Below are 23,342 nucleotides of genomic sequence, written 5' to 3' on the forward strand. Positions count from 1 at the left end.
TTCGATAAACAGAGGGCGAAAACCTTCAGTTGTATAATTATTCCGCTGTAGTTTTTTTTTGCTAATACATATAAGCTACCGAGTATACTATACTGCAATGCGCCTCCTATAGGGCGGGAATGAATCGCAATTACCAATGGTAACATTTTTTAGCTATAAGCTCCGAGTAGTTCGTTTTCTCTTATTCTCTCTTGTATGTGATCTGTTTATTTATATCATGTTGAGAACGATTGGTAAAGAACTTTTTTTACTAATCATTCTCGTATGTCGTGCCTATCAGAGAAGTATTACTTCCTTTTAAACATAAATGGCTGATAATCAACAAATGCTCATGGAATTAAACGCAAATTCGGTTGTGCTCATAATTGAATGAATAAAATAGCTTGACATGGGAATTCTATTTCAACAAATGGAATCGGGAAGTGATCACTGCTCATGCCAAACGCTCACGTCGATATGATCGCTTATTTAAAGGAAAAATTCAAACATGGTACCGACTTTGTGATCGAAGAGCTTAAGGATGAATCAGGAACATCATTCGTGGTCTTCTATTTAGCCAGCTTGGTGGATTCCACGCAAATCGCGATTCACCTAAAACGCTTACGTTGGGACAAGCCGGAGACTTATACCTCCGTAGAAGGCAAAAGCAATCTTTCTAAAGAAGAACTCGTGCATGAAATTCTGGGTAATCGAGTCGTTGTGGTGCATGCAAAAGGCAATATGTCACTGCAAATGAAAACCCGGAACGTATCCAGATCTATCGATAGCCCTCAAAGCGAGAGTTCCATCGAGAGTTCTGAGGATTCTTTTACGGAAAGCGCCATCACTAACTTAGGCATTCTCCGTACCCATCTTCAGAGCTCGAACCTGGTCTTATCTACCGTAGCTTTGGGCAACATTCGAAAGCGATACATTTCTATCGGTTACATGCGGGACACGGACGGAGAATCGTTAGCTCAAGAAGTGAATGCCTTGCTGTCTTCGACCGATATGGACATTTTGAGCATTCATGATTTGGCCAAAGCGTTGGGACAAAGGCGTTGGGGCCCTTTTTCTATGTTTACATCAACTCAGCTTCCTGAGCAAACCGCCAGCTTTCTGATGCGAGGACGAATCGTTTTGTTTCTAGACCAGCATCCTTATGCGCTAATTACCCCTCCCTATATCGTCGATTTGTTTGCAGCGTATTACGACCGTAATATTCCCGGGCTGCTAGCTGTCTTAAACGTTGCTTTGCGATTGATTGGAATTCTCGTGGCCTTAATAGTCCCCGGTCTCTACGTTGCACTTGTCAGCATCAATCCGGAGCTTCTCGATATCAACTTAGCGCTCGCCGTTGCTCGAAGCCGCGAAGGGGTTCCTTATCCGGCGTTGATCGAGATGTTGCTAATGAGCATCATCATCGATATAATGGTTGCCGCAAGTATTCGCCTGCCTAAGAGCATTGGGCCAACTATCACCATGGTTGGCGGCATAATTCTCGGACAAGCCGCGGTACAAGCGAAATTGGTCAGCAATCTGCTGCTGATCGTGCTGGCCGCCACCATCATCTCCAACTTTAATATGATCGGCATACAGAACTCGTTAGTAATTCGCCTCTTCAAATACTTGAATGTAGTGCTCGGAGCTATTCTCGGATTAGTTGGCATTTTGACGGGCTTGGTATTTTTTATTTTCTATATGGCGAGGATAACAACCTTCCGCAGACCTTATCTGCGTATCCCAAGCGAATCGGCAGGTGAGGATTATGAATAAGAATTGGGCCTTAGCTCCGTTGTTTTTCGCGGTTCATTTAAGTTTAATTTTTTTCTTATATCCAGACAAAATGATCGGAATCGCACACTTCGGACATTGGGCATACATTTCAGCCGGAATAGCGCTCGAATTTGCCTTTCTCTGGCTGCTCATGTCCGGTTTAGCCGCCGCGCCTGGCTCTTCTTTGACCGGTTTATTCCGCAACTGGGGGGCGTGGACAGCCAGATTGTTGCTTTTTCCCCTATCCGTATATTGGTTCATGAGCCTCCTGGTGGGCTTTCGCATACATGCGGAGACGTTAATCATTATGTTTTTGCCCCGCACACCCGAATGGGCAGTATTATTTGTGCTCGTTTTACTCTCACTGCAGGCTTCGCTAATAAGTCTCCGCGGTCTTTCAAGAGCTACGGTTACATTGCTGATCCTCTTGATGCCCATCTTGTTGTTTTCCTTGGGAGCTTGCTTTTTAAATGCAGATGCACGTTATTTGATGCCTCTTACACCGAATTTAACATTTTGGCACAGCCAAAATTTTTTGAATGGGTTAGCATCTCATTCCTGCTTTTTATTTATAGGGATGGCCTCTGCCAAGTGGGATTTTTCCGCCAGATGCGTGCGCAGAAGCTTATATGTGGCTATGGCGACGTTGATTCCTTTTTACTTTTTGGCGGTCTATATTCCGCTTTTGATTTTTTCGCCGGGCAATGCGAACAAGTTTCGTTACCCGTTAACGGCAGCTTTTGATACCGTCAATATTGACTGGCTGATGCTGGATCGCATTACCATGCTTTACGTGGTCGGCTCCGTTACTTTTATTTATATCTTCGGCGCTTTGCTGATTAGGATGAATGCAGAACTGCTTAGAGATCTGTTCCTTCCTGTTTCCAAGTCCGTTTTGTCATGCTTGCTTGCCGCACTCGCATTTTCCCTCGCTTTGCTTGTGCCAAACTGGCATATCGCGCAGAATATTCTCAAACTGGATACTCCATTACGCTTATACAGCGAAGCGATCATTCCCTTATTAGCTTCTGTCATCGGCAAGCTTACAGCAAGGAGGCGTGCGCAATGAAATGGCGCAACATAGTTAAAACCGGAATCCTCCTGTTACTAGGCACGATCCTTACAGGCTGCTGGGATTCTAAATCGATTGACAAACAGTTGATGCCGCTAGTGATGGGGATAGATCAGACGGATAACGGGAAGCAATACGTCGTGCGATTGCTGGTTCCTCATCCTAACGGGGGCAGCTATAGCATCGAAGGTCAAGCTGAGACAATTAGCGAAGCGATCGACCAGATGAAGATGAATCAAGAGCGGGGCATTGGGATCGTGCATGTGGACTTGATTTTAATCGGTCACACACTAGCCAAAGCGGGAATACATGATGTGCTAGAGTTTGCATTCCGGACCCGCGAACTGAAGTCCAGGGCTAAACTGGGAGTCGTAAAGGGCAATGCGGCCGACCTAATCGCACAAATCGAGGAGAATCAAGGGAGTACCACGCGTATTCAAGACTTTTTTAGCTCCCATTCAGGATGGGATCCTAGTGTAGCTCTAACTTATTTGTGGGAAGCGTTCCGTGATGTTTTTTCGGACACGACTGATATGGCTCTTCCTTATCTTGAAAAAGGAAACAAATCCATATTCCAAGTGCTCGGTTCAGCAGTTATGCGGGATGATCGAATGACAGGCGTGATTTCATCAGATGATACACTTCTCTACAGTGCCTTTCATGGCCATGGGATGGCCGGGATTATTGAAGTTACGCCGTCCGCGAGCATGCAGATTCTTAGTACCACCCTGGACTACAGCAAGGAATGGCGCGCAGGCATCCCAGTCCTGCACACTACGTTGAAGATGGATTGTATGGTCTCAGCCACAAAGCAATCCGGAAACAAGATCAGCACGGCAGCACTAAAGAAAGAGTTGGAAAAGTTGCTCGATGAACGTTATCACAACCTATTCCACCGTGTACAAAAAGATAAATGTGATATATTGGGGACTGGTTTGATGTTCAGAAGCAAGCTGGCTGAAGACCAAGTCGATCGATGGGAACAGGAGTACTACCCGAAGTTGGAATTTGATTACCATACCGTGGTGAATATCAGAAATACCGGGGATTTGAAGCTTTAGAAATATTAATGTTGACTCTATTTCCGACCAAAAGAAAACCGCCTTGGAGGTTTAGGAAAGTCATCGTTTCTAGTGGCCGAGGATAATAAGCAAATTGTAGGCTACGCACAATTAATCCAATTAGGTAATACTGAATACGAATTATATCGAATATATATAAAACCAGGATTGCAAAAACAAAGAATAGGCACATCGTTTTTAAATGAGTTTAATAAAACGATGAAATCTGGGGACATTTTAACTGTTATTGTAAAAAAGGATAATGAGATGGCGAGAACTTTCTATTCAAAGAGTGGCTTTAAGCAGATAGAAGAACATATCCTAACACTTGAAGAAGAGCCAATTACCGTTATTAAATACGAAATGATCATTAAATAATCAATTCATGGAGACAACGGATTCAGGTATATATTGGTCATATAATTTTAGGATGAAGTTTAAAGGTTAGTGGATCGGACGTAACATCGGATTCAACTTCTACATTTTTCGATCACACAGAATTGATTAACTCGTTGAGTGCAAAGTTTAACAATGAATGTCATGAGCTAGATAAATTCGTCCATTGAATTACGAAAGCTGTTCAAAATAAACGTGGTCCAGAACAAGCAAAAGACTGATTAACAAAGTCCTTATCAGCTGTAGGATACGATAGCTCAATCATGAAACGACGACAACCAGCCTCAGAATGAAGTGACCCCTTTAAGTTAAACAAATGTTTGATGCAACCTGTTGGGCATGAGCTCGGTATTGTACCGGGCTCATGCCTTTTAGTTTTGATTTGATACTTTTTGTATTGTAGTAATCCATGTATCGCGCTAATTCTTGCTTGAAGTGATCCACACTTTCAAACTGAGCCTAGTGCCTGCTTAAGTTGCAGTCTCATTACTGGGAGCTTCATATCAGGTCTCACAGTCGAAATGGATTCTCCCACAACTACTGCACCAAACCCTTTATAAAACCCCTTAACGTCATTCTCGGTAAAGAAAGAAAAGATAGTCCATAGTCTCATTTCCTAATTGAGTTTTTAATTCGTTAAGTTATAGTTCTCCGTTGATTGCAATCTACAAGTCTAGATCATTTTTTTATTCAGGAAGGCGTTAACTTCCATGGCGAATTCATGCGGATACTGGAATAAGAAACCGTGATTCGCATCCGGGTAAATAATCAACTCTGCATTTAGAATGTGTCCAGCAAGCAGGTAGGAGTTGACAGTAGGCACCATAATGTCATTGTTACCGTTCGCGACAAGCGTTGGCTGGCTAATTCCTGCAAGACGTGCCAGTTTGCTCAGATCCGGAATGCCCCAATCGATGATCGCTTCGGCTTGAGCATCGCGTACTTGCAACAAAGGCATCTCATCACGATCTTCTGTCCGGGTGAAGATACGTCCTACGAATTCAAGACCTTTGGCCTGACTGGTCGATGTCGGAGCAAAGAACAAATAGAATATGTCTTCAGCGCCTTGGACATCCTTGTATGCATGACTATTTACTTCGTCGTTCCAGCCGTGCATATCGCGGCCGCCCTGCGGACCAGTCCCGGCAAGAATCAGACGTCGTACCATATGCGGACGAAGGAGTACAACTTCTTGAGCAACAAAGCCTCCCAATGAGAAGCCGAACAGATCGACACTTGTCAGTCCTAGTGCGTCAATGAACTCTAAAACGCCGTGAGCCATTTCAGTAATGGTGCGCGGTGTTGACCCTGTCGTACCTCCAACTCCTACGTTGTCAAAGAGGATGACTTCACGTTCAGCTGCGATATCATCAACAAGCGCTGGATCCCAGTTATCGATATTTCCGCGGAAGTGCTGTAGGAATACAACCGGGGTCGTACCGGCTTTGCCGAAACGGCGATAAGTGAAAGTGGTTTGATTGCTTGAAGTGACAGTCAAGTTAGGTGCAGTGTAATTAGACATGGATTTATTTCTCCCCTTATTTTCATTTTTTTCGTTGCTTGCTTTGTTACGCATAGTATTCTTAATTAACAATAAAAAACCGTTTTGCAGTAGTTTTTTACGAGAACTATCGTTCTTATTAGAGTAAAAAAATTAATATTAAGCGGAATTAACAATTCGGTTTAATTTCTCTTTGCCAGTCGTTGTACGGGCATAGACGCACAACCCAATCATCGAGTTATGAATATTTTCAGTGATCTCAACTGCATCGAGCTTTTCATTAATTTCACCGCTTTTTTGTCCTTTCGAGATTAATTCTGCGATAAACTCTTCCATGATGTCGAAGTTCTCTTTACCATAGAGTTTGAATCTGAACTTCGTGGTGCAAGTTCTACAGCCGTATTCACAAATAAGCATCCTAGATAATTATTGGCCTCATCATTCCTTTCAATAATGAAATCAAATAGAGATCTCAAAGCTGCTTTAGAACTTTTGGTAGGAGTAATGATGAATTGAATATGTCCATACAGGAATTTCTTATAGCGTTTCAATACCTTCTGAAAAAGTTGATCCTTACCGGCAAACGTATCATACAAGCTTCTTAAGTGAATATCCATATACTCGACTAAATCATTAATCGATGTTTTTTCATAGCCTTGTTCCCAAAATAATCGCATTACCTTTAACAGAACTTCATCTCATCAAATTCCTTAACCCTGAACATTTTCCCTGCACCCCCCCCTCGAAAATAGTTATATCATATTGAGAACGATTGGTAAATATATATTTTACTTATCGTTCTCAATTTAAACTGGTTTTACTGCTCTTGTCATGCTTGCAATCAACTCCAGGTGGTACTAACCCGGATAGAAGCACCTTGAAACCAACAAACAGGTGAAACCAATACTTACTTGTAAACGTAAGGCTGCCCGTTAGTTCAGCGCCGTCGGTGAGAGTCTAATAACTGAAAATGTCCGCCATCGACTCAAAGAAGCCAAATCCCTTCAGGATGGTCCGTCTGAACGCTTCCAGCTCTTCTGGTTCGCTAACAGCCCTAACCTCCAGACCATTCATTACCGGCCTCTGAATGCCATCCCTCGAGTAACAGCCCTTGTCCGTAAATAACCTCAACGGGCTTCATATCATTAGCACTTAGCGCCTGTTCGATAGCCTCATCATGATCATATGAGTAAGTCAACAAAAGCATTTTTTGGCCGCGATTATCGTAGAGAGCCTTTAAAGACTTGATTTCTTCTGCAAGATCAGTCGATTTCGAACGTTCATAACTACCAACGCTGTTGAATAACCCAAAAGAGATCTCGGATTCGAAGCGTTTCATATGGTCTGTCTCCACATGTGTGTATAGATTGCCAGCTATTTTTTCAGCAGCGCGAATTATATTGTTAACGATCAGTTCCTGAATAGATGACATCCAATCTCCTCCATTTTCGTTTTATATATGTGAATTATTACTATGAGCTTTTAACCATCGCTTGGCCATCGGCCATGGTTAACAACAGCACAGCTATTGAGATCTATTATTCTCATAATGAATATGAATTCCCGAAGTGTAGCCATAGAACATTTGCAGGTCCAGTCTTTAAACACAGAAAAATACTCAGGGAAGTGAAAGTCTATCCAACGGATGATTCGGTTTTGCAGCCGTACACTGTTCGTCACCCAGTAATCTCGATCACTCATAATTGTTCGCAACCTTTGAAAGACAACGGCCTGTCGTGAGTACTCATAGTAGAAACCTCGGTTGATCACATCAGCAATAACTAATGCATCTTTAGGATCATTTTTAGATTGGCAATTATCGCGGTTCTCTTTGTTTCGTTTGGTGGTAGCCGGGTTCACCATAACCATGCTTATACCCTTTGTGGAGAGCCAATTCGCCAAGTTAAATCCGTAACGTTCTGTTGGCTCCATACCAATAACGAGTCCTTTCAAACAATTTTTTTGCCCAATTCCCTCAACCCATTGCATTAATTTTTCGAAGCCTTCGATTGTATATGAAAAAGATAGGTGCCGCTTTGAAAGCACTATGCCACGAAAATTTGTTGCTTGTGCGACATGAGTATCCTTTGCGATGTCAATACCCACGACCAGATGAGATGTAGTAATTCGTTCTACTCGTTGTATTGTCCGTCAGATTGTTTAAACTTCATAAGTAAGAGCGCCTCCTTGATGGGATTGGGTTCCGAACCCGTCGACAAACCCATCATACCGAGACGCTCCTTTTTTGACAAAGCCCATTTCTTAGCCTTAACAGCATGTTTAGCTTGATGCTCCACTATAGTGCAACGGTGCCCCGTAGTGTGAGTAAGGTGTTATCTTAAGTAATTGTCTTCGTAATGTCACTATTAAAGACTGCTCTGCTAATATCTTTGATTGTGAGTTCAGAAGTTCATTCAAATGTGGCTGCCATATCGGCAGCCACATTTAGTTGTTATTTTTGAGTTGTACTTCTCCGTCATTCTACGGGTCATCACAGTATTAAATTTAAAGAGCGCATTCACCAAAGAGGTGAATACGCTTGTTGAATGCGGCGAATAGAAATCTGCTGTATAATCTCATGGTAATAATATTCTTAGCTAACTTTTCGTTTTCCGTAATACATTCCAACTGTCGCGATTAATCAGGCTCATGAATTAGTTCTTCTTGCTGAAATAACTTATCGAAATACTTATTTTTGGCTTTTCCATCTTCTCTCTTAATTCAATTTCAGTCTTGCCATTAGCAAAACAACCTGGTAATTCCTGTATGGTTCCAAAATAAAATGGGGGATTGCTTTCAACAATTTCTACAATCATATTATAAGGAAGTGTCATGTAGTAACTAATATCTTTAGTGTTCATTGTCCATGCCTCGTTCTTCTTTAAGCTATAGTTATCCGTCAGTTTAATTAAGGACCTGACCCTGATTTATCGGCAATCCATCCTAATCTTGTTTTTTTAACATAAATATAACTGGAGCTTAGATCACTAGCATAGAACAAGTTTCCTTCGGATCCCCTTTTTCCTTGATTTTTCAATTCAGTTGTAACAGCGAGTATTGGATGCCCAGTAAATAAAATGTGTTTTCTTACTTCAATATTTGCTGTAGGAGAAGGAAAAAAGAGAAATAGTATTACTATCCCTAAAATTGTTATGTAAATTACACGCTCTTTTTTGCTCACCATTATCAACTCCATGTTTTAGTATTAATCCTGAATTACGAAAGTAAAATCTCCTAAACATAGTAAAAAGGTGCCCGATCCCTTGGTATAATGGAGTTTGCGAAGACCACATTGTCCCAAGAAAGGAGCACCCTTTAGGTGAAGTCTATCACATCTGTATCTAAAATCAAGACCGAGTTTTCTCTTCAAAACGCAACCTCCAACGGAGGAATAAAGATTTTTCTGGATTATCTAGAAAAAATCAAATTTTCCCAAGCCCTAATGGATCTCCATTGCAGCAAACATTGGAACGCTGTGTTTCCTGTCCACCGAATTCTGCTGTTTCTCATTGTAGGCTGGATGCTCGGTTGCCAGCGGCTCTTTCATTTTCGGAAATTACAAAACGATTCGTTAATCCAGCGTTTGTTAGGAGGGCGTTGTCCTCATCACACCCTTCTGAATAAAGAGTTGAAACGTCTCAGTAAAACTAATCCTTTCCTTATTCCTAATCTAAAGAAGCTCAATCAACAAGTGATTGCACCGAGCTTACCCACCGAAATAATTCTCGATCTGGACTCAACGGTTGAGACTGTTTACGGTAATCAAGAAGGGGCTGCGGTCGGAGCCAATTCACATAAACCAGGACGAAAAAGTCTGCATCCCCTCCTCGCCTTTGAAGGTCAATCCCGTTTGTGTTTAAATGCAGTTCTTCGCGCAGGAAACGTTCATTCCTCGCGTAATGCAGGGGATTTTGTGCAAGAAACCTTAGACTTGCTTGGTGAGCGAAGGGTCAAATACGCTCGGTTCGACAAAGGTTTTGGAGGTGAAGAATTCTATAGTCTATGGGAACTTCGAAAGATCGGCTATGTCGGGAAGATGAAATGGACGAAGCGTTTGCAAGCCGAAGTCAAGCAGTGCCGTTATTGGAAACGGTTTGTAGATGAAGAATGGGTCATCGAAGGCATAACTCTCATTTACCAAGCAACCTCATGGAACAAGCCAAGACGCGTCATTATTATTCGTAAAGCACAGCAGTTCTATGGTGATCAGACACAAATGCTGCTGGAATCGGATTGGCAATATGAAGCTATCGTAACGAATCTAGAGTGGGAGCCGATTGATATTTGGCGCTTTTATAACCAGCGTTGTTGCATGGAAAACAACATCAAGGAAGCCAAATATGGATTTGCAATCGACCGTATCGTAACCGATGATTTTGCAGCCAACGAGATCGATATGCAAACCAAATTGTTGGCGTACAACCTTTATGAACGGTTTAAGAAGGATTGTTGTGAACCGATTCAGCAAGGGTATACCATTGCTCGTTTTCGATTGGAATTCTTCCAATGCGCTGGTGTCATGGTTCAACACAGTCGTAGAATTGTGCTGAAACTTGTAGATGACTTTTTTAATCGGCATTCATGGCAACGAATCGCTGATAAGGTCGTCTTACTGGAATAAAACTGTGTACAATATAAACTGGAAAACGAGTAGACCGCTCTAATGGGGAGGGGGAAAGTCTACCCTGAGAAGTTTTAATTTCTGAATTTCGATATTTGAACAACCATTTTTACCATCAGCTTCCTAATATGTTTCTAGGGCACTACCAGTTGAAGAAGAACTTTCGTAATTCAGGATAATATTTCTTCTTTGAAGTACTTACCTTGAAACTCATCTGGATCCTGAAAGGGATCAAAAAGAGGTTCAGGAAACTCAAAGCGATACCTTGATAGCCCGCCTGTACCTACTTCCTTTATCAAATGTCCTTCCAATTTTGATTTTATGTAATCGCCAAGTTCAGATAATGATAAATCTTCTGAGAGTTTTATGTTCTCTCGAAAAAAGAGCTCCTCCTGCATATTTCGCCGAACATAACCTAATCTAATACTTTTTTCAAAAATTTGTATATCGTCATAAATTGTATACTTTTTTTGAATTGTCTTTAATTGTAGTTAAAATAATCTACAGTTATTTCCCATTCTTGTAGTTGATTAACTTTGCAGCCCATTAAAATTATATTTTCAATTTCATTAGATAAAACATACTGTGCCGAAACATTATAGTGGCTGTCGTTTTTTATACCAATAGTCGTATCATATAAATAGATGATATAAGAAATACTATCACAAATTTCTTCATGACCATATCCTACAAGGTTATGTTTGTTAGTATACTCGTGAGAACGATTATTTGAGTAAAACACTAAATCTGCGTAGACAAGAAGCTCTTTAAACAAGGCTTCTTCAACAAAAATATCCCCAACTCGAATCCTTCTTCGATTACGATGATGCTCATTAATATACTTGACCAAGTCTTCTTCAGTTTTTTTATAAAAATCAAACATCCACGATAACAAAAGTTTGCTAGCTATAAATTGTTTGGTTTTATCCAAATAGGTTATTAGTGAATAGGTATTTTGAACTTGCCGTAAAAGGAATTCAGCACAGTTACTTTTAAACCCCCACGCTTTGTATCTAAATACTCCTTTTTTCCGTGCTTCTTCGATTGCTTCATCGGGACACCAAATTGAATAGGCTAAAATGACATGAAATATGGAATGAACATCATATTTGCGAAACTCACTTAATTTTTTCAGCAAAAAACGCTTATCACTCTGGGACAAATCCTGTTTTTTCTGTTTTAATTCTATAATGGTCTGATCAGTCAACAATTGATTGAGTGTAACAGTATTCATGAAATCAAGTATTTCTTTTATATTCATTTTATTTCATTACACCTTTAATATTTAATTTTCTCTATAGCATATCACATTAGTGGAATATTGTGGTTGTTAAGCCGAATCATAAAAAAGGGGGTATGCCCTACGGCAATCTGCTCCCTGTAAGTGGTTAAGTATAGTTCTCCCGTTAGTTGAATCCCCTATAAAAAACGAGTTGTCTTCACGAATCCAGCTATTCATTAAATAGAATTACTTCATTCCCATTTTTATTCATATGAAACCCGTCAATCACAGGAAGTTGAAATCTTTCTTTAGTTGTTGGGTTAAATTGTAATACACATATCGCTTTATGCCCTTTTCCAATCTTATCCACGGGTAAATATACAAGAGGGTTTATAATTGTACAAATTCTGCATTCAATTTTTTTAATTGCTTTTGGATCATTCCTGTAACAATAATGGTTAAATTCTTGGCCAATATCAATTTCTTGTTCCACAAATGAGACAAAAGCATAAATTAAGTTTTCAGCTTCATAATCCAATTTTAAAAAATCATGGATAACCTCATCCCATTCTTGATTTATTTTATCCTTATATCTTTTGATTTGTTTGAAAACTACATCTGTTTTATAGGTACTTATAAACTCTGAAGGGAGCATACCCTGAACTGTAATAGTACTCATTTTGACTCCTTTCTATTTATGAATTCTGTCCATTAGGTGAGCGAAAGGCTACCTTTCGTGCCGGTAGCCACCCATTGCTGTTTATTGAACAAACGTTATCCGTTAGCGCAAAGCTCTTTGTTCGATGTACTTTAGCAAGAACTCTTTATCTTCTGGACAGGAAAAATGAGGTCATTCAGTTGCTCAGAGGTCTTCCAAGCAATTTCATATATCAGTCCATCAGGGTCATGAATTGTTGGTTGGCCACCTAAAATCTCAACCTCAAAATATGTAACTTGAAATTCAACTGGACCAAATGCGCCTGACTTACCCTTTATTTCTCTGTTAATTTTACAGCGGTAACCTGTCTCCTCATAAACTTCCCTAATACAGCAATCTTCTAGTGTTTCATTTTCTTCTTTGCCCCCTGATGGCACCGACCATCGTTTCTCTTCTTCTGGTTTACGCTGTAGGACCATAAGTAAGTGTCTATCAGTATTGACACATACAGGTTATTTATTAGTCAAGTTTAATAGTCTTATCAAAGCAGTATGAATCTTTATCATAGCCATTATGCTCATAGAAAGCATGGGCACCGGTTCGCTTCATCCCGGTACATAAAATAATACTTGAAATCTCACAATCTTTCGCATAATTTTCAGTATATCGAAGAAGTTCAGTTCCCACCCTGTGACGCTGAAAGTCTTTATTAACAGCAAGTCCAGTTATATGCATATAACCATTCCTAGTCCCTACAGCTAGTGCATGAACGATAGATATAAAACCAACAACATGATTCTCAAGTAACGCTACAAACGTTTTGTAATTACCGGCTTTGTTCATCTATTCCATCGAAACGCGAAAGTTCTCATTTGTGACCGTGCGCACTCCAAGTACATCGTTCCATAAGACAACAACTTCGTTATAATCGTCTGCTGCAATTTCCCGTATCTTAATTTCCATTCCCTACCTCCCGTTAATAAATATATTCGCACGAACAAAGAATTCGACAATTGATGTTGATGTATCCTTCCTGCTCGTTAACGTAATGAAGCTGCCGATTGCCGTGGCAGCTTCATCTAAGTGGTTTATTGAGCTAATGTTCCCAGTTAGTTCAATGTGGTTCAATATTCTCCTATGTGTAATTAGGGTTTTCATTAACGATGAGTTACATAATACTTTTTATAAATTCAACAGATCTCTTATTCTCTCAAACAACACATATGAATTTACCTTCTCATAGTTCCACAACATGATTATATTCACTTTTTTCTCAGGAAATTGCCAAATGTCTGCTTTATATCCCGGAGATCCTCCAGGAATCCACCTAAAATTATTCCCCAAAAACCAACCATAACCATACTTAAATTTAGGATCAAAATCTACAGATGCATATGGTGTAAACATAATATCTCTAGAAGCTCCTGATAGAATTGTTTCGTTTAAAATAGCTTCACACCATAAATTGAGATCCCTAACAGTTGAATATAATTCACCTGGTGCTTCAATTTCAACCAATTTATCGTAATCTGCGTTCCTAAATTCTCCGTTTTCAATCGTGTATCCATACGCGCGATTAACAACAATTTGTCTGGGATTATGAAGTCCGGTACTTTTCATATTTAGTGGATTAAAAAATAATTCATTTAGTAAGGTTTCAAATGTTTTTCCTGTAACTGCCTCAAGTACATACCCCATCATAATAAAACCTGTACTGTTATATTTCCATCCTACACCTGGGACAAACAGTTGTTCCTGATTACTCAAATAATTAAGAAAATCACCTTTTTCGTTGTTCAACTTGCTCATTTCAAATCGAATGTTCGGTATCGCATAAATATCATATAATCCAGAGGTATGAGATATTAGTTGGTGTAATGTGATTTTATGATGCATATGTTTGAGCGTATCAATATAAATTCCTGGATGTGCATGCAGATTAATTGCAGCTTCTTCATGTAGTTTAATAGCAGCGGCAGCTATGAACATTTTTGTTACTGATGCAATAAAAAACTTCATATCCAGAGTATTTTCAACACCGAACTGCATATTAGCCTTGCCATATGCTTTCTCAAATAATACTTTACCATCTTGTGACACTAGTAAAGTGCCACTCAAATGGTTTTCTATTTTATAATCTTCAACTATCTTGTTTATTTCATCCCCAACATTAACCATACAAAAACCTCCCCTTTAGTTGAGCAAAAGCTGCCGATCATGCCGGCAGCCCCATTTTGATTGTTATTTATAAACTAACGTTCGCCGTTAGCTCAACGGTACAAAGTGGTAAGGAAAGCCAATTTAATGTGCACTTGTACTTGTTCTCTGACTTATTTAAAGTATTGGTCTATCATTCTGTTGTCCTTTAAAATCAATGAGTTAATGTTATCCTGAGTGAGCATATTCAAGATCATCGGTTTACTTTGTTTTTCAAATCCAGTATTCCATTTGAACATCTTCATAAAAATATTAAATGTTGGTTTGTAGTTTGCTTTTTCAACCCCTAGTTTTTGCAATATAAATCTTTTTGTAATCCTAATTATTCTTAGTGCATACGGGGTGTCCAAGAAAATAATTAAGTCAGCATTCTGAAAGCTTTTGAAAACCCAAGCATGACTGTGAGCACCTTCTACAATCCATCGGTCCGAACGAATAATATTTTCTAAGTACTGATCTCTTTCTACGTCAGATCTTCTAATATCTTCGGCCCCATGTCTTATCCAAACCACGTTATCTAATTCATAGTAAGGAACGGTGTACTTACGAGATAAATTTCTAGCAAGTGTGGTTTTACCGCTACCCACTGAGCCAATAATATGTATTTTATTTGGAATGTTATTTTTCAGACGGATCACCGCTTTTTGTAAAAGTTGTTAATCCTTATTTCTGTTAAACTGCTTAAATATCCTTCCAGGACTAACTTGTCTGCTAAATTAGAAAGGTAGTCGATCCGTCTTTATTAATTGAACTATCATTCTTTAATTAGTTGAACCACTCTTCGCAATTAATGACTAATCCTGATTGTTAAGTTTCAAAATTAATTCGAGTAGGAGTATCTACATAGTCATCTGCTTGATTATCTCTCCACAATTTTTCTACTTCTGATGGACCAATATTGATCCCCAAAAATGAAGGGTCCAAGAATATTTCTTGCTTATTTTGAAGTGTTATTTTCAATGCATCACATAATATTTCGTTAAGATTATTTACTTGTAAGTTATAAAACTCGATTTCTGCAACTTTATTATCTATTAATGGATTATTAAATATTATATTGCTGATTCTTGATTTTGCTGGGATGACATCTTCCAGATCAATATCTAATTGGACTGATTTAGTTTGAGAAATCGATAACCTCGAATATTGCTCAATTGATTCTATTTTTAAAAGATTACTATTAAATTCAAAAAACAGGTATCTCATAAGAGCCGTAAATTCAGTGACTCCTGCATTATCTGTATCTACGAAACCAGTTAAATAAATTTCATCTATGCAGCTGTACTTAATTAAATCGAGAATTTCTTTCAAGAAATAACCCCCGCTTGGAATCACTCTTTTATGATTTATCTGATCACGCTTAGTTACCATATTCTGTTCCCTTGTTTTGAACTATCGTTCCCCGTTGGTTGAGCGGTCAACTGTTGAATTACAAAATAATCTTCTCAATTTCCTGTTAGATTTTAATTTCCTCATTTTCTATCTACCTGTAAATCCACCTTCTGATTTAATATACTGACCTGTAATCCATTGAGCTTCATCACTGGAAAGTAAGGAAATTATATTTGCCGCATCTTTCGGTAGTCCGATACGCCCCATTGGAAATAATGGTTGTAGATATGTCCTGATTTCATCATTCATCCATCCCGTATCAGTTGGACCAGGATCAACACAATTTACAGTAATTCCTAAAGGTGCAAGTGCTACGGACAAGGGCTCGGTTAAAGCAATAAGAGCACCTTTCGTTGCAATATAAGCAAGATTGTCTGGATCAGGACCTTTAGAAACGAGATATATTATTCTCCCAGGAACTAGCCCTTTAAGATTTTGTTCCAAATGCTTAGCAAACTCCACGCTGAGAATAGAACTTCCTCGAATATTCACATAATAATGCTTGTCAAGTATTGTACTAGATAGATCCCTAAACCCACTATTAACACTATAACAAGCATTATTAATGAGTATAGAGGGGGCTCCAAGTTTATTATTAACCTGTTCAAGTATTAGTTGCGGAAGAGCTGGATCAGTCAAATCAGCCTCCATTTGAGCCGCACGCACGCCAAAATGCGTTAATTCCGAACATAGTTTGTTTGCCCAATCGTATTCCGCACCACATCCAACAGTTTCGTCATAACGACTCCAGTGGGTAAAGAAGATATCTGCTCCCTCAGCCGCTAGCATTCTACATATTGCAGTTCCAATTCCTTGTTCACGACTTGCTCCAGTAACAATCGCTATACGACCATCGAATCTTTTGGTCAAAATAACACCTGCTTTCAACTAGAAAGTTACTCCTTCATTCATTAGTTTATATCAGCTAGTAATCAGTATTTCTATTGCCACTGACCAAAAGGCAAAGATCTCTACTAATTTATAATTAACCCTCTTATTGAACAAATGTTCTCCGTTGGGGAAATATCCAGCTCTTCCACTAATCCCACGTTTTGAAATCAGAGCCTAATCCTTTAATTCAATCCGATTTCCTTCGGGGTCTATAATTACTCCAATCGTTCCCCAACTATGCTTCTTTACATCAACAGAAACGCCACGCTGTATCAACTCTGATACGGCCTCTTCAAAGTTATTTACGTTAAAACGAATAACTGTAGGATTCTCTGCCCGTGTTTTTTCCTTTACCGAAGCTACCCCGTTATCCTCTAACATGAGATAACTACCTCCGAAGTCTAATACGGATAAGTGCTCTCCTTTTTTGCGAACATGTAACCCTACTTTTTCAGAATAAAATTTTAATGCCACATCATAATTTTCACAAAATATAATGATTCCGGTTTCATTTAAGTTCATTGAGATCCTCCATTTTTAACCAACTGTCATTCTAAAATAATAACATAATTACCCAAATTCTTGTTGAGGAATTCTGCTCACGGTTAAAAGAAAAAAGAACAGCTGCCGGTCTCGGCAAACTGCTCCCTTAGCTTTCCACTATAGTATCCGTTACTTTAATGCTTAGTATGTAATCACCAATGTTTTTCCATTACTTCTTCACATCGAGCAAATCCATTTCTTTCATAGAACTCTACGCTGTTGCTACTTGGCCAAAGAATAAGAAACTCTACATCATTTTCCTTGGACCATTTTTCCATTTTCATGTGTATTTCTGTTCCAATGCCTTGGCTTCTAAAAGCTGGACGAGTATAGACATTAGTAACATATCCGTAGTAAGGATCTCGAGTTTTCCCCGGTCTCGGTACTTTATGTATTAACTGTACGTACATATGTGAAACTATCTTTTTTTCAACTTCTGCTAACCAAATATACCAATCCCCGCTTTCAAACGCTTTAACTAGAAACTCGCTACAAGTATGATGAAACTCATTGAAACTAACCGTACTAACTCCATAATCCTCTATAGAAAAGTCCCAACGCATTTGAACAAGTTCATCTACATCGTCTAATGTTGCTAATCGTACAATTGCCATTCTCTCATCCTCCTCGCTCTGGTCTATGAATATTTAAGAAACTACCAGTACGGTCTCGCGGCAGCTTCTACTGTATAGCATTAAGCTATCGTTCTGCGTTAGCGTAACGACTTAGTTCACTCGTATGCCTTCCCAGCCAATAATGAGGTTGCAAAGATACTCCAGGTAGGCGTACTAGAAGCGGAATTAGAATCACTTAACCAAGCTTCCATTGCTTCCAAGAAACTCTCTAGCGTTTGGTTCTCCCAGCTCGCAGTATTCTCAATTAAATCATGTCTCAATGTATTAAGAAATGTTATCAAGTCTTTTTTTGTTGATACATTTTTTGAGTTCAAGCTATCAGGTCCTCCTTCTTTATTAAGATTCAACTAAAGTCTCCCGTTAAGCTTGGCTTAGATCCTTCGCCAGAAGTGCTTTATCAAATCCTGGTAACCTGCCTCAATCAAAACTGCATTAATTTCATCTCTTAACGAATTATACACCGTTTCACCAGCTAACCATTGCTCGCATAGCGATACAATAATCGCTCCTTGTTTGTGATTGTTTTTCAACCAGATACTTTGCCACTTCGGATACGGGTATGGTTCATTCCGAGATAGAAAAGGTAAAACTAATGCAGCTTCAATTGTTTTGCTCATCATAATTGTTTTACCAAGAGGTTCTCTAGCCGCTGAGACCGTTACTCCTGTCCTAAAATCTTTATATGTCTGTGTAATGGAATCTGAAATTACCATTTGGAAACGTTTGGTTGCGTCATCGAGAAGTTTTGCTAGGATCTGTTCTCTATCCTGAACAGAAATCGCGTGTTGGTATATCCAAAGAACCTTTGGATCGCGGCCAGTTAAACGGTTTTGGAGCCAAGTCATTGGCCGGATTTTTATATCAACTAAGGGGTGATGATCCTCATCATGAACCCACAGGTATTGGACTCCGCCAGCTTCTTTGATTAAAGTAGTATGTTGCGAATCAGGTACAATGAATTCAATATCAAGATCTGATGTTTCGTCAGACATTCCAAATGAATAACTACCCGTTACTAAAATTAAAGCAGTATCCAAAGCTTTTAAAATAAAGGGGTAAGCACTTTGTTGTTTTAGCGCTCCATTAAAATAATCAGAAACCAGCTTTTGGACGTTTGTACTCATATCCACTCCACCTTAACTTTGTTGGTATGCCAATTTAAATAGTCATTAGCTTTTCAATTTGGTTTGCATAATAACATAAATTGTACCAATAATTTTACCATTTACTGAAGAAAACTGCCCGTTCGTATTATGAGGTTAACCAGTTTTTACTGGTTGACCTCTTTTGTATTTTAGAGGTTTAGTAACTGTAGCCGGGGTCGAACGTCACTGCCCGTGGGACCGTGATCCCGTGAAGTAAACTGTTCACCCCCTACTTGTAGAAACATGTTTGAGGCTGGTTGAGACAACGATCTCGAATAACAAGCGAAGCTATTACACTGCAAGAAGGACTAGGGGCTACCGACAAATTCAGTTTTAGGAGGGATTGAAGAATGAATCCAGTAATTGGTCTGGATATTGCAAAAGGAGAAAGTCAGGGCCAGGCCTTCTTGGATAAAGGACAGCCCTACGGAAAGAGCTTTACGATCATTCATACACGAGAGGGACTGCAGCTTTTCCATCAGCTTTTAAAAGATCTTGAAGCCACGACTGGACAAAAACCTACAGTTATTTTAGAGGCTACAGGTCATTACAATGCTCCTGTCACCCAGTTTCTAGATGATCAGAACTACTTCTACATTGTTGTTAATCCGATTCTGTCTTATCAAGCGAAAAAGTCTTCGAGCTTACGTAAAGTAAAAACAGATGCCATTGATGCCTATGCATTATGCGAATTCTTTTACAAGGAGGAATTTGATCATCATAAGACTAGAGGTGTGCAATTACTAAACCTGCGTAATCTCACAAGACAGCATGGATCGGTAACGGGACAATTCGTTCAGATCAAACTTCAATTTCAGGCAGTATTAGATCAGGTATTTCCGGAGTTTAGAGGCGTTTTCGGGGCTTTGTACTCTGCGGTGTCTCTACGAACCTTGTTATCTTTTCCAACGTCTGAGGACGTTCTCAGTGCCGGTGAAGCTAAATTAACCGAAAGGATAGCAGTTTTATGTGTAGGTCGTTCCGAAAAATGGGCTAAAGAAAAGGCTCAGAAGCTCATGGCAGCTGCAATTCGAAATCCGTTCCGAAAAGCGCCATATCAAAGTCACTTATTTAGTATGAATATGTACATTAGTATGCTCCTCCATTATAAAGAGCATCTATCGACCCTAGAAAAGCAAATAGATGCACTCGCTAATGAAGTTGAAGAATATGAGATTATCCAATCCATCCCCGGCATCGGTGAGAAAATCGCGGCAACGATTATCTCTGAAGTTGGTGAGATTGATCGGTTTAATCATCCTAAAAAGCTCGTTGCCTTTGTTGGCGTAGATCCCAGTGTTCACATCTCGGGAAAGTTTACGGCTACGATTAATCGGATCACAAAACGTGGCTCCAGCAGACTCAGGCACGCCTTGTACATGGCTGTTCTCTGAGGGTTGAGGCGTACTGGGAGTAAGAAGCTCAAAGCTTTTTACGACAAAAAAATGGCCGAAGGAAAACCTCACAAAGTAGCGACTATCGCATGTGTGAACAAGTTACTACATTGGATATTTGCCATGCTTAAACGAAAAGAAGCATACCTTGAGTTGATTTGATTGGAAATCTAACGAAATCAATGAAAAACTTTCCAACAGCCTCGTCTTGGTTTCTTATTGAACAAACATTCTTTCGTTAGTTCAATATTGCTTATTAGTTACTAATTTATTGTAAACTCTCCACACAAAACATGAGCTTCATAGGATCTTTCCTTCAAGGGTACCAGTACTGGAGAGACAACCCTATAATTTCCTGATGGTATATTATTCGTATATTTACTTATATCGTATGTGTATGTGATTTGAGTATGAGGGTCAAAGCTTATCTTGTCTTGAGAAAAGCCAACTGCTTTTTCGCGATATACGTCCTGCCATTTACCATCAATTTTCTCTTGGATGTAAAAACTATCTTCATACGTTAACTGTTTATCTGTATCGTTTTTCCATGTAAAAATAATTAGCTTTGTATTAGGAGAATATGAAGATTCTTGTGAAATCACCGTAACGCCTTTTGCTGCGTTCTGAGCAACATCTTTATAACTAGACGATGTCGAAATGCTATTTCCAACCATTGGCTGAGAAAACTTCGCTTCAATTATTTTTATTTTGTATTTATTCCAAAGTTCATCCTCACTGATAATCCCGCTAGCAGTCGAGCTTGATATACTTACACGTCCCGGGTTATAACTTGTGTATTTTTTGTATCCTAAATAATATTGAGGATTCCCGAGATCATAATTTATGAATGTACCCCCCTGACCTTGAACAAAACCATTAAATAATGTAATGCTAAACTGATCTTCATTGGACATTAATTTTTGTGTAATCTTTTCTCCGTTGGCTAAGTGCTCGTCCCATTTTATATATTTTCCATGTCCCTCATCCATACCAATTCCGGCATAATCACAAATGATTGTATCGTCAATCGTATATTGTTTGTCATCTACTTCATAGACCAAATGAAACGGAAATTCCCCATGTTTATTCATAGGCGTAGGTGGATTGGGCTCTAAATAAATGCCTATGAATATCAGAAGCCAAGGTAAAATTAGAAATGATGCTATCGCAACTACCAGTAACAACGGAATTCCGAAACCTAGTAATAATATTTTTTTGCTATTCATAAAACCTCCCTCACTAAGTTATGAGCATAACTGCCCGTCCAAATCTTTAAAATATTTCATGGGCTCTTAACACTCCTGAATTCAGATGTTTGTAATTTTTTTACTATCTAATAATTCTAAATTAATACCACCTAATCCTCCCTCTATGGAGAAACGCTTTGCTCTTAAATACTCTCGTTTTCTCAGTCTTTGACCATTAATACCTTTTAGCAGATAACATTTCAATGGTATGAAGTTGTAGAGGAAGAAATTTATGGATATGCTGATGGGCAAAAAACTCTCTACCTAAACCACCTGTTGTAAATAACGGATGGTATGGTAATCTATGGTTGCACCTTTGGATCTCCACATGTGCTCATGGCGGTCAACCCTCCCACATCTCGCAGAGTCTACGCTCCCACATTCCTTCATTCAACCTGTCCATGAGGTGGAGGTCAGATATGCTGCCCGACAGGATCTTTGTCCGTAAGGATAGTGCCTTTCCGACTCATCCGTGCTTCTTGTTATCTTACTCTAACCTAGGTCATCATCTAATAAAAGCGATCATTATGCTGCTTGTGGCATCTCCGTAAATCGAGGGATATTCTGAATCATCTTTTCTTCACTAAACTCATGGCCCTTCTGCAAGATACCGAAAAGAATGCGTATGAGTTTGTTACATAACGCAATGAGAGACTGCATCTTTTTTAATGGATTCACTGGCCGTTTGGTGTAATACTCGTGTAAGGTTCGAAAGGCTGAATTTTTAGCGACTAGCGGTATCATCACTCTAAAGAGCAAAGCACGAAGCCGTTTCCTGCCCCGCTTTGTTATCCTGGTTTGTCCTATGTGTGTGCCGGATGAATTTGTTTTCAAGTTCAGTCCAGCGAGCTTCGTGACCTGCTTCGGATGTCGGTACTGGCCAATGTCCCCTACCTCAGCTAGAAAGCCAGCGATAGTGTCCCGGCCTATCCCTTTCATAGCCAATACTTGCTCTACATGAGGGATCTGCAGTAGTAGTTCATCCAGCTTTGCTTCCAATTCTTCAAGTTTGTTCTTAAGCCATTCGTAATGTGTCAGCAAAAACTTTAACTCCATTTTAGCCAACTCGGAGCCTTGCTTGATGCCAACAGAACGGCTCGCTGCTGCCTTCAGATTCTGTATTCGACCTAGACCAAGCCCGCGCTTTGCAGCTTCTCTTAAATGCTGCATCAATGTCTAGTCTGGCACAGAAACAAGCTCAAGTGGCAGTAGATTAAGGCTTAGCATTTGGATGGCAGACTAGGGCCAAGCCCCTTAACGGAATGATGTTGACTTGCCATCGGAAACTCATTAAGTATGGCTAGGATTTGCTTCTGCATAATACGTTCCCATACAAATTATAACGAACGCATGTACTTATATAAAAATAAAGTTTAAGCCGTGGATGTTGTACTAACTCAAAATTCTAAAAATAAAAATTACCACTGAGTTTTAATCGGTGGTAATGGTCTTGTTTCACTATCAGGATTATCTCATGGCATTTTATTTATTTTGACATAACTTCTTTAGGCGAGACTGAAGTCCCATTGACATTTCTTTTGTGTCTATAAAAGACTTGTCTTTTTGAAACCCTAAAAATTTGATTAATCCCC

25 protein-coding genes and 4 pseudogenes are annotated in these 23,342 nt (G+C 39.4%); 6 read left to right on the top strand and 23 right to left on the bottom strand.

The features are described from left to right. The first annotated feature begins 435 nt into the window (after positions 1–435). The 4 genes and pseudogenes from GON05_RS35200 to GON05_RS35215 form a co-directional block, all read left to right on the top strand. Positions 436–1,755: a spore germination protein gene (locus GON05_RS35200; RefSeq protein WP_157326164.1), complete on the top strand. Its 1,320-nt coding sequence runs from the start codon at positions 436–438 to the stop codon at positions 1,753–1,755. Continuing rightward, complete coding sequence (locus GON05_RS35205) at positions 1,748–2,824, top strand: GerAB/ArcD/ProY family transporter (RefSeq protein ID WP_157326165.1); 1,077 nt, start codon at positions 1,748–1,750, stop codon at positions 2,822–2,824. The genes GON05_RS35200 and GON05_RS35205 overlap by 8 nt, the downstream gene beginning before the upstream one ends. After that, entirely contained in the window at positions 2,821–3,888 is a 1,068-nt protein-coding gene (locus tag GON05_RS35210; RefSeq protein ID WP_157326166.1) for a Ger(x)C family spore germination protein, read from the top strand. Before GON05_RS35205 ends, GON05_RS35210 begins: the two co-directional genes overlap by 4 nt. A 66-nt stretch (positions 3,889–3,954) precedes the next feature. After that, positions 3,955–4,266 (top strand): annotated as a pseudogene (locus GON05_RS35215) (GNAT family N-acetyltransferase); the annotation flags it as partial. A gap of 321 nt (positions 4,267–4,587) precedes the next feature. Here GON05_RS35215 and GON05_RS35220 read toward each other — a convergent pair. The 8 genes and pseudogenes from GON05_RS35220 to GON05_RS35255 form a co-directional block, all read right to left on the bottom strand. Then, positions 4,588–4,740 (bottom strand): annotated as a pseudogene (locus GON05_RS35220) (IS3 family transposase); the annotation flags it as partial. 217 nt (positions 4,741–4,957) lie between these two features. Continuing rightward, entirely contained in the window at positions 4,958–5,806 is an 849-nt protein-coding gene (locus GON05_RS35225) for an alpha/beta fold hydrolase (RefSeq protein WP_157326167.1), read from the bottom strand. A 138-nt stretch (positions 5,807–5,944) separates the two neighbouring features. Beyond that, positions 5,945–6,202, bottom strand: a complete 258-nt coding sequence (locus GON05_RS35230; protein WP_185157281.1) for a hypothetical protein — start codon at positions 6,200–6,202, stop codon at positions 5,945–5,947. Next, positions 6,097–6,462, bottom strand: a complete 366-nt coding sequence (locus tag GON05_RS40200; protein ID WP_157326169.1) for a TetR/AcrR family transcriptional regulator — start codon at positions 6,460–6,462, stop codon at positions 6,097–6,099. The genes GON05_RS35230 and GON05_RS40200 overlap by 106 nt, the downstream gene beginning before the upstream one ends. Before the next feature lie 377 nt (positions 6,463–6,839). After that, the gene (locus GON05_RS35240) at positions 6,840–7,217 is read right to left on the bottom strand and encodes a hypothetical protein (protein WP_157326170.1); all 378 of its coding nucleotides are present in this window, start codon (positions 7,215–7,217) and stop codon (positions 6,840–6,842) included. Positions 7,218–7,267: 50 nt separating this feature from the next. After that, complete coding sequence (locus GON05_RS35245; RefSeq protein WP_309491963.1) at positions 7,268–7,891, bottom strand: IS110 family transposase; 624 nt, start codon at positions 7,889–7,891, stop codon at positions 7,268–7,270. A 548-nt stretch (positions 7,892–8,439) separates the two neighbouring features. Then, positions 8,440–8,646, bottom strand: a complete 207-nt coding sequence (locus tag GON05_RS35250; protein WP_157326171.1) for a type II toxin-antitoxin system HicB family antitoxin — start codon at positions 8,644–8,646, stop codon at positions 8,440–8,442. A 47-nt stretch (positions 8,647–8,693) separates the two neighbouring features. Continuing rightward, entirely contained in the window at positions 8,694–8,966 is a 273-nt protein-coding gene (locus GON05_RS35255) for a hypothetical protein (RefSeq protein WP_157326172.1), read from the bottom strand. 138 nt (positions 8,967–9,104) lie between these two features. Here GON05_RS35255 and GON05_RS35260 point away from each other — a divergent pair, with 138 nt between their 5' ends. Further along, a complete protein-coding gene (locus GON05_RS35260; RefSeq protein WP_181646450.1) occupies positions 9,105–10,406 on the top strand; it encodes an IS1380 family transposase in 1,302 nt (433 codons plus the stop codon). A 170-nt stretch (positions 10,407–10,576) separates the two neighbouring features. On the opposite strand, the gene GON05_RS35265 is transcribed toward GON05_RS35260, so the two are convergent. The 13 genes and pseudogenes from GON05_RS35265 to GON05_RS35325 form a co-directional block, all read right to left on the bottom strand. Further along, complete coding sequence (locus GON05_RS35265; protein ID WP_157326173.1) at positions 10,577–10,804, bottom strand: hypothetical protein; 228 nt, start codon at positions 10,802–10,804, stop codon at positions 10,577–10,579. A gap of 83 nt (positions 10,805–10,887) precedes the next feature. Further along, the gene (locus GON05_RS35270; protein WP_157326174.1) at positions 10,888–11,667 is read right to left on the bottom strand and encodes a hypothetical protein; all 780 of its coding nucleotides are present in this window, start codon (positions 11,665–11,667) and stop codon (positions 10,888–10,890) included. Between the two features lie 190 nt (positions 11,668–11,857). After that, positions 11,858–12,307 carry a hypothetical protein gene (locus GON05_RS35275; protein ID WP_157326175.1) on the bottom strand — a complete coding sequence of 150 codons (450 nt, stop codon included), beginning with the start codon at positions 12,305–12,307 and terminating at the stop codon, positions 11,858–11,860. Positions 12,308–12,409: 102 nt separating this feature from the next. Further along, positions 12,410–12,765 (bottom strand): annotated as a pseudogene (locus GON05_RS35280) (NUDIX hydrolase). Positions 12,766–12,805: 40 nt separating this feature from the next. Then, entirely contained in the window at positions 12,806–13,129 is a 324-nt protein-coding gene (locus GON05_RS35285; protein ID WP_246239731.1) for a GNAT family N-acetyltransferase, read from the bottom strand. Between the two features lie 339 nt (positions 13,130–13,468). Beyond that, positions 13,469–14,464: a serine hydrolase domain-containing protein gene (locus GON05_RS35290; protein WP_157326176.1), complete on the bottom strand. Its 996-nt coding sequence runs from the start codon at positions 14,462–14,464 to the stop codon at positions 13,469–13,471. A gap of 152 nt (positions 14,465–14,616) precedes the next feature. Further along, entirely contained in the window at positions 14,617–15,132 is a 516-nt protein-coding gene (locus GON05_RS35295) for an AAA family ATPase (RefSeq protein ID WP_157326658.1), read from the bottom strand. 178 nt (positions 15,133–15,310) lie between these two features. Beyond that, a complete protein-coding gene (locus GON05_RS35300; RefSeq protein WP_157326177.1) occupies positions 15,311–15,874 on the bottom strand; it encodes a hypothetical protein in 564 nt (187 codons plus the stop codon). A gap of 108 nt (positions 15,875–15,982) precedes the next feature. Then, the gene (locus GON05_RS35305) at positions 15,983–16,783 is read right to left on the bottom strand and encodes an SDR family oxidoreductase (RefSeq protein WP_246239732.1); all 801 of its coding nucleotides are present in this window, start codon (positions 16,781–16,783) and stop codon (positions 15,983–15,985) included. 177 nt (positions 16,784–16,960) lie between these two features. Further along, on the bottom strand, positions 16,961–17,308 hold the full coding sequence (locus tag GON05_RS35310) for a VOC family protein (protein WP_157326178.1): 348 nt from the start codon (positions 17,306–17,308) through the stop codon (positions 16,961–16,963). 173 nt (positions 17,309–17,481) lie between these two features. After that, on the bottom strand, positions 17,482–17,943 hold the full coding sequence (locus GON05_RS35315) for a GNAT family N-acetyltransferase (protein ID WP_157326179.1): 462 nt from the start codon (positions 17,941–17,943) through the stop codon (positions 17,482–17,484). Positions 17,944–18,059: 116 nt separating this feature from the next. After that, positions 18,060–18,311, bottom strand: a complete 252-nt coding sequence (locus GON05_RS35320) for a DUF7660 family protein (protein ID WP_246239734.1) — start codon at positions 18,309–18,311, stop codon at positions 18,060–18,062. 24 nt (positions 18,312–18,335) lie between these two features. Beyond that, positions 18,336–19,088, bottom strand: coding sequence for a hypothetical protein (locus tag GON05_RS35325; protein ID WP_157326180.1), 753 nt, complete (start codon positions 19,086–19,088; stop codon positions 18,336–18,338). Positions 19,089–19,459: 371 nt separating this feature from the next. On the opposite strand from GON05_RS35325, the pseudogene GON05_RS35330 reads away from it, so the two are divergent. Then, positions 19,460–20,665: pseudogene (locus tag GON05_RS35330) on the top strand (IS110 family RNA-guided transposase). 101 nt (positions 20,666–20,766) lie between these two features. Here GON05_RS35330 and GON05_RS38940 read toward each other — a convergent pair. Next, positions 20,767–21,729 (bottom strand): immunoglobulin-like domain-containing protein, encoded by a 963-nt coding sequence (locus GON05_RS38940; RefSeq protein ID WP_181646451.1) that lies wholly within the window; start codon positions 21,727–21,729, stop codon positions 20,767–20,769. Between the two features lie 546 nt (positions 21,730–22,275). Next, complete coding sequence (locus GON05_RS35340; RefSeq protein ID WP_246239735.1) at positions 22,276–22,920, bottom strand: transposase; 645 nt, start codon at positions 22,918–22,920, stop codon at positions 22,276–22,278. Positions 22,921–23,342: the final 422 nt, after the last annotated feature.

The organism is Paenibacillus anseongensis (genome assembly GCF_009757995.1).
In the GTDB taxonomy this organism is placed as follows: domain Bacteria; phylum Bacillota; class Bacilli; order Paenibacillales; family NBRC-103111; genus Paenibacillus_E; species Paenibacillus_E chondroitinus.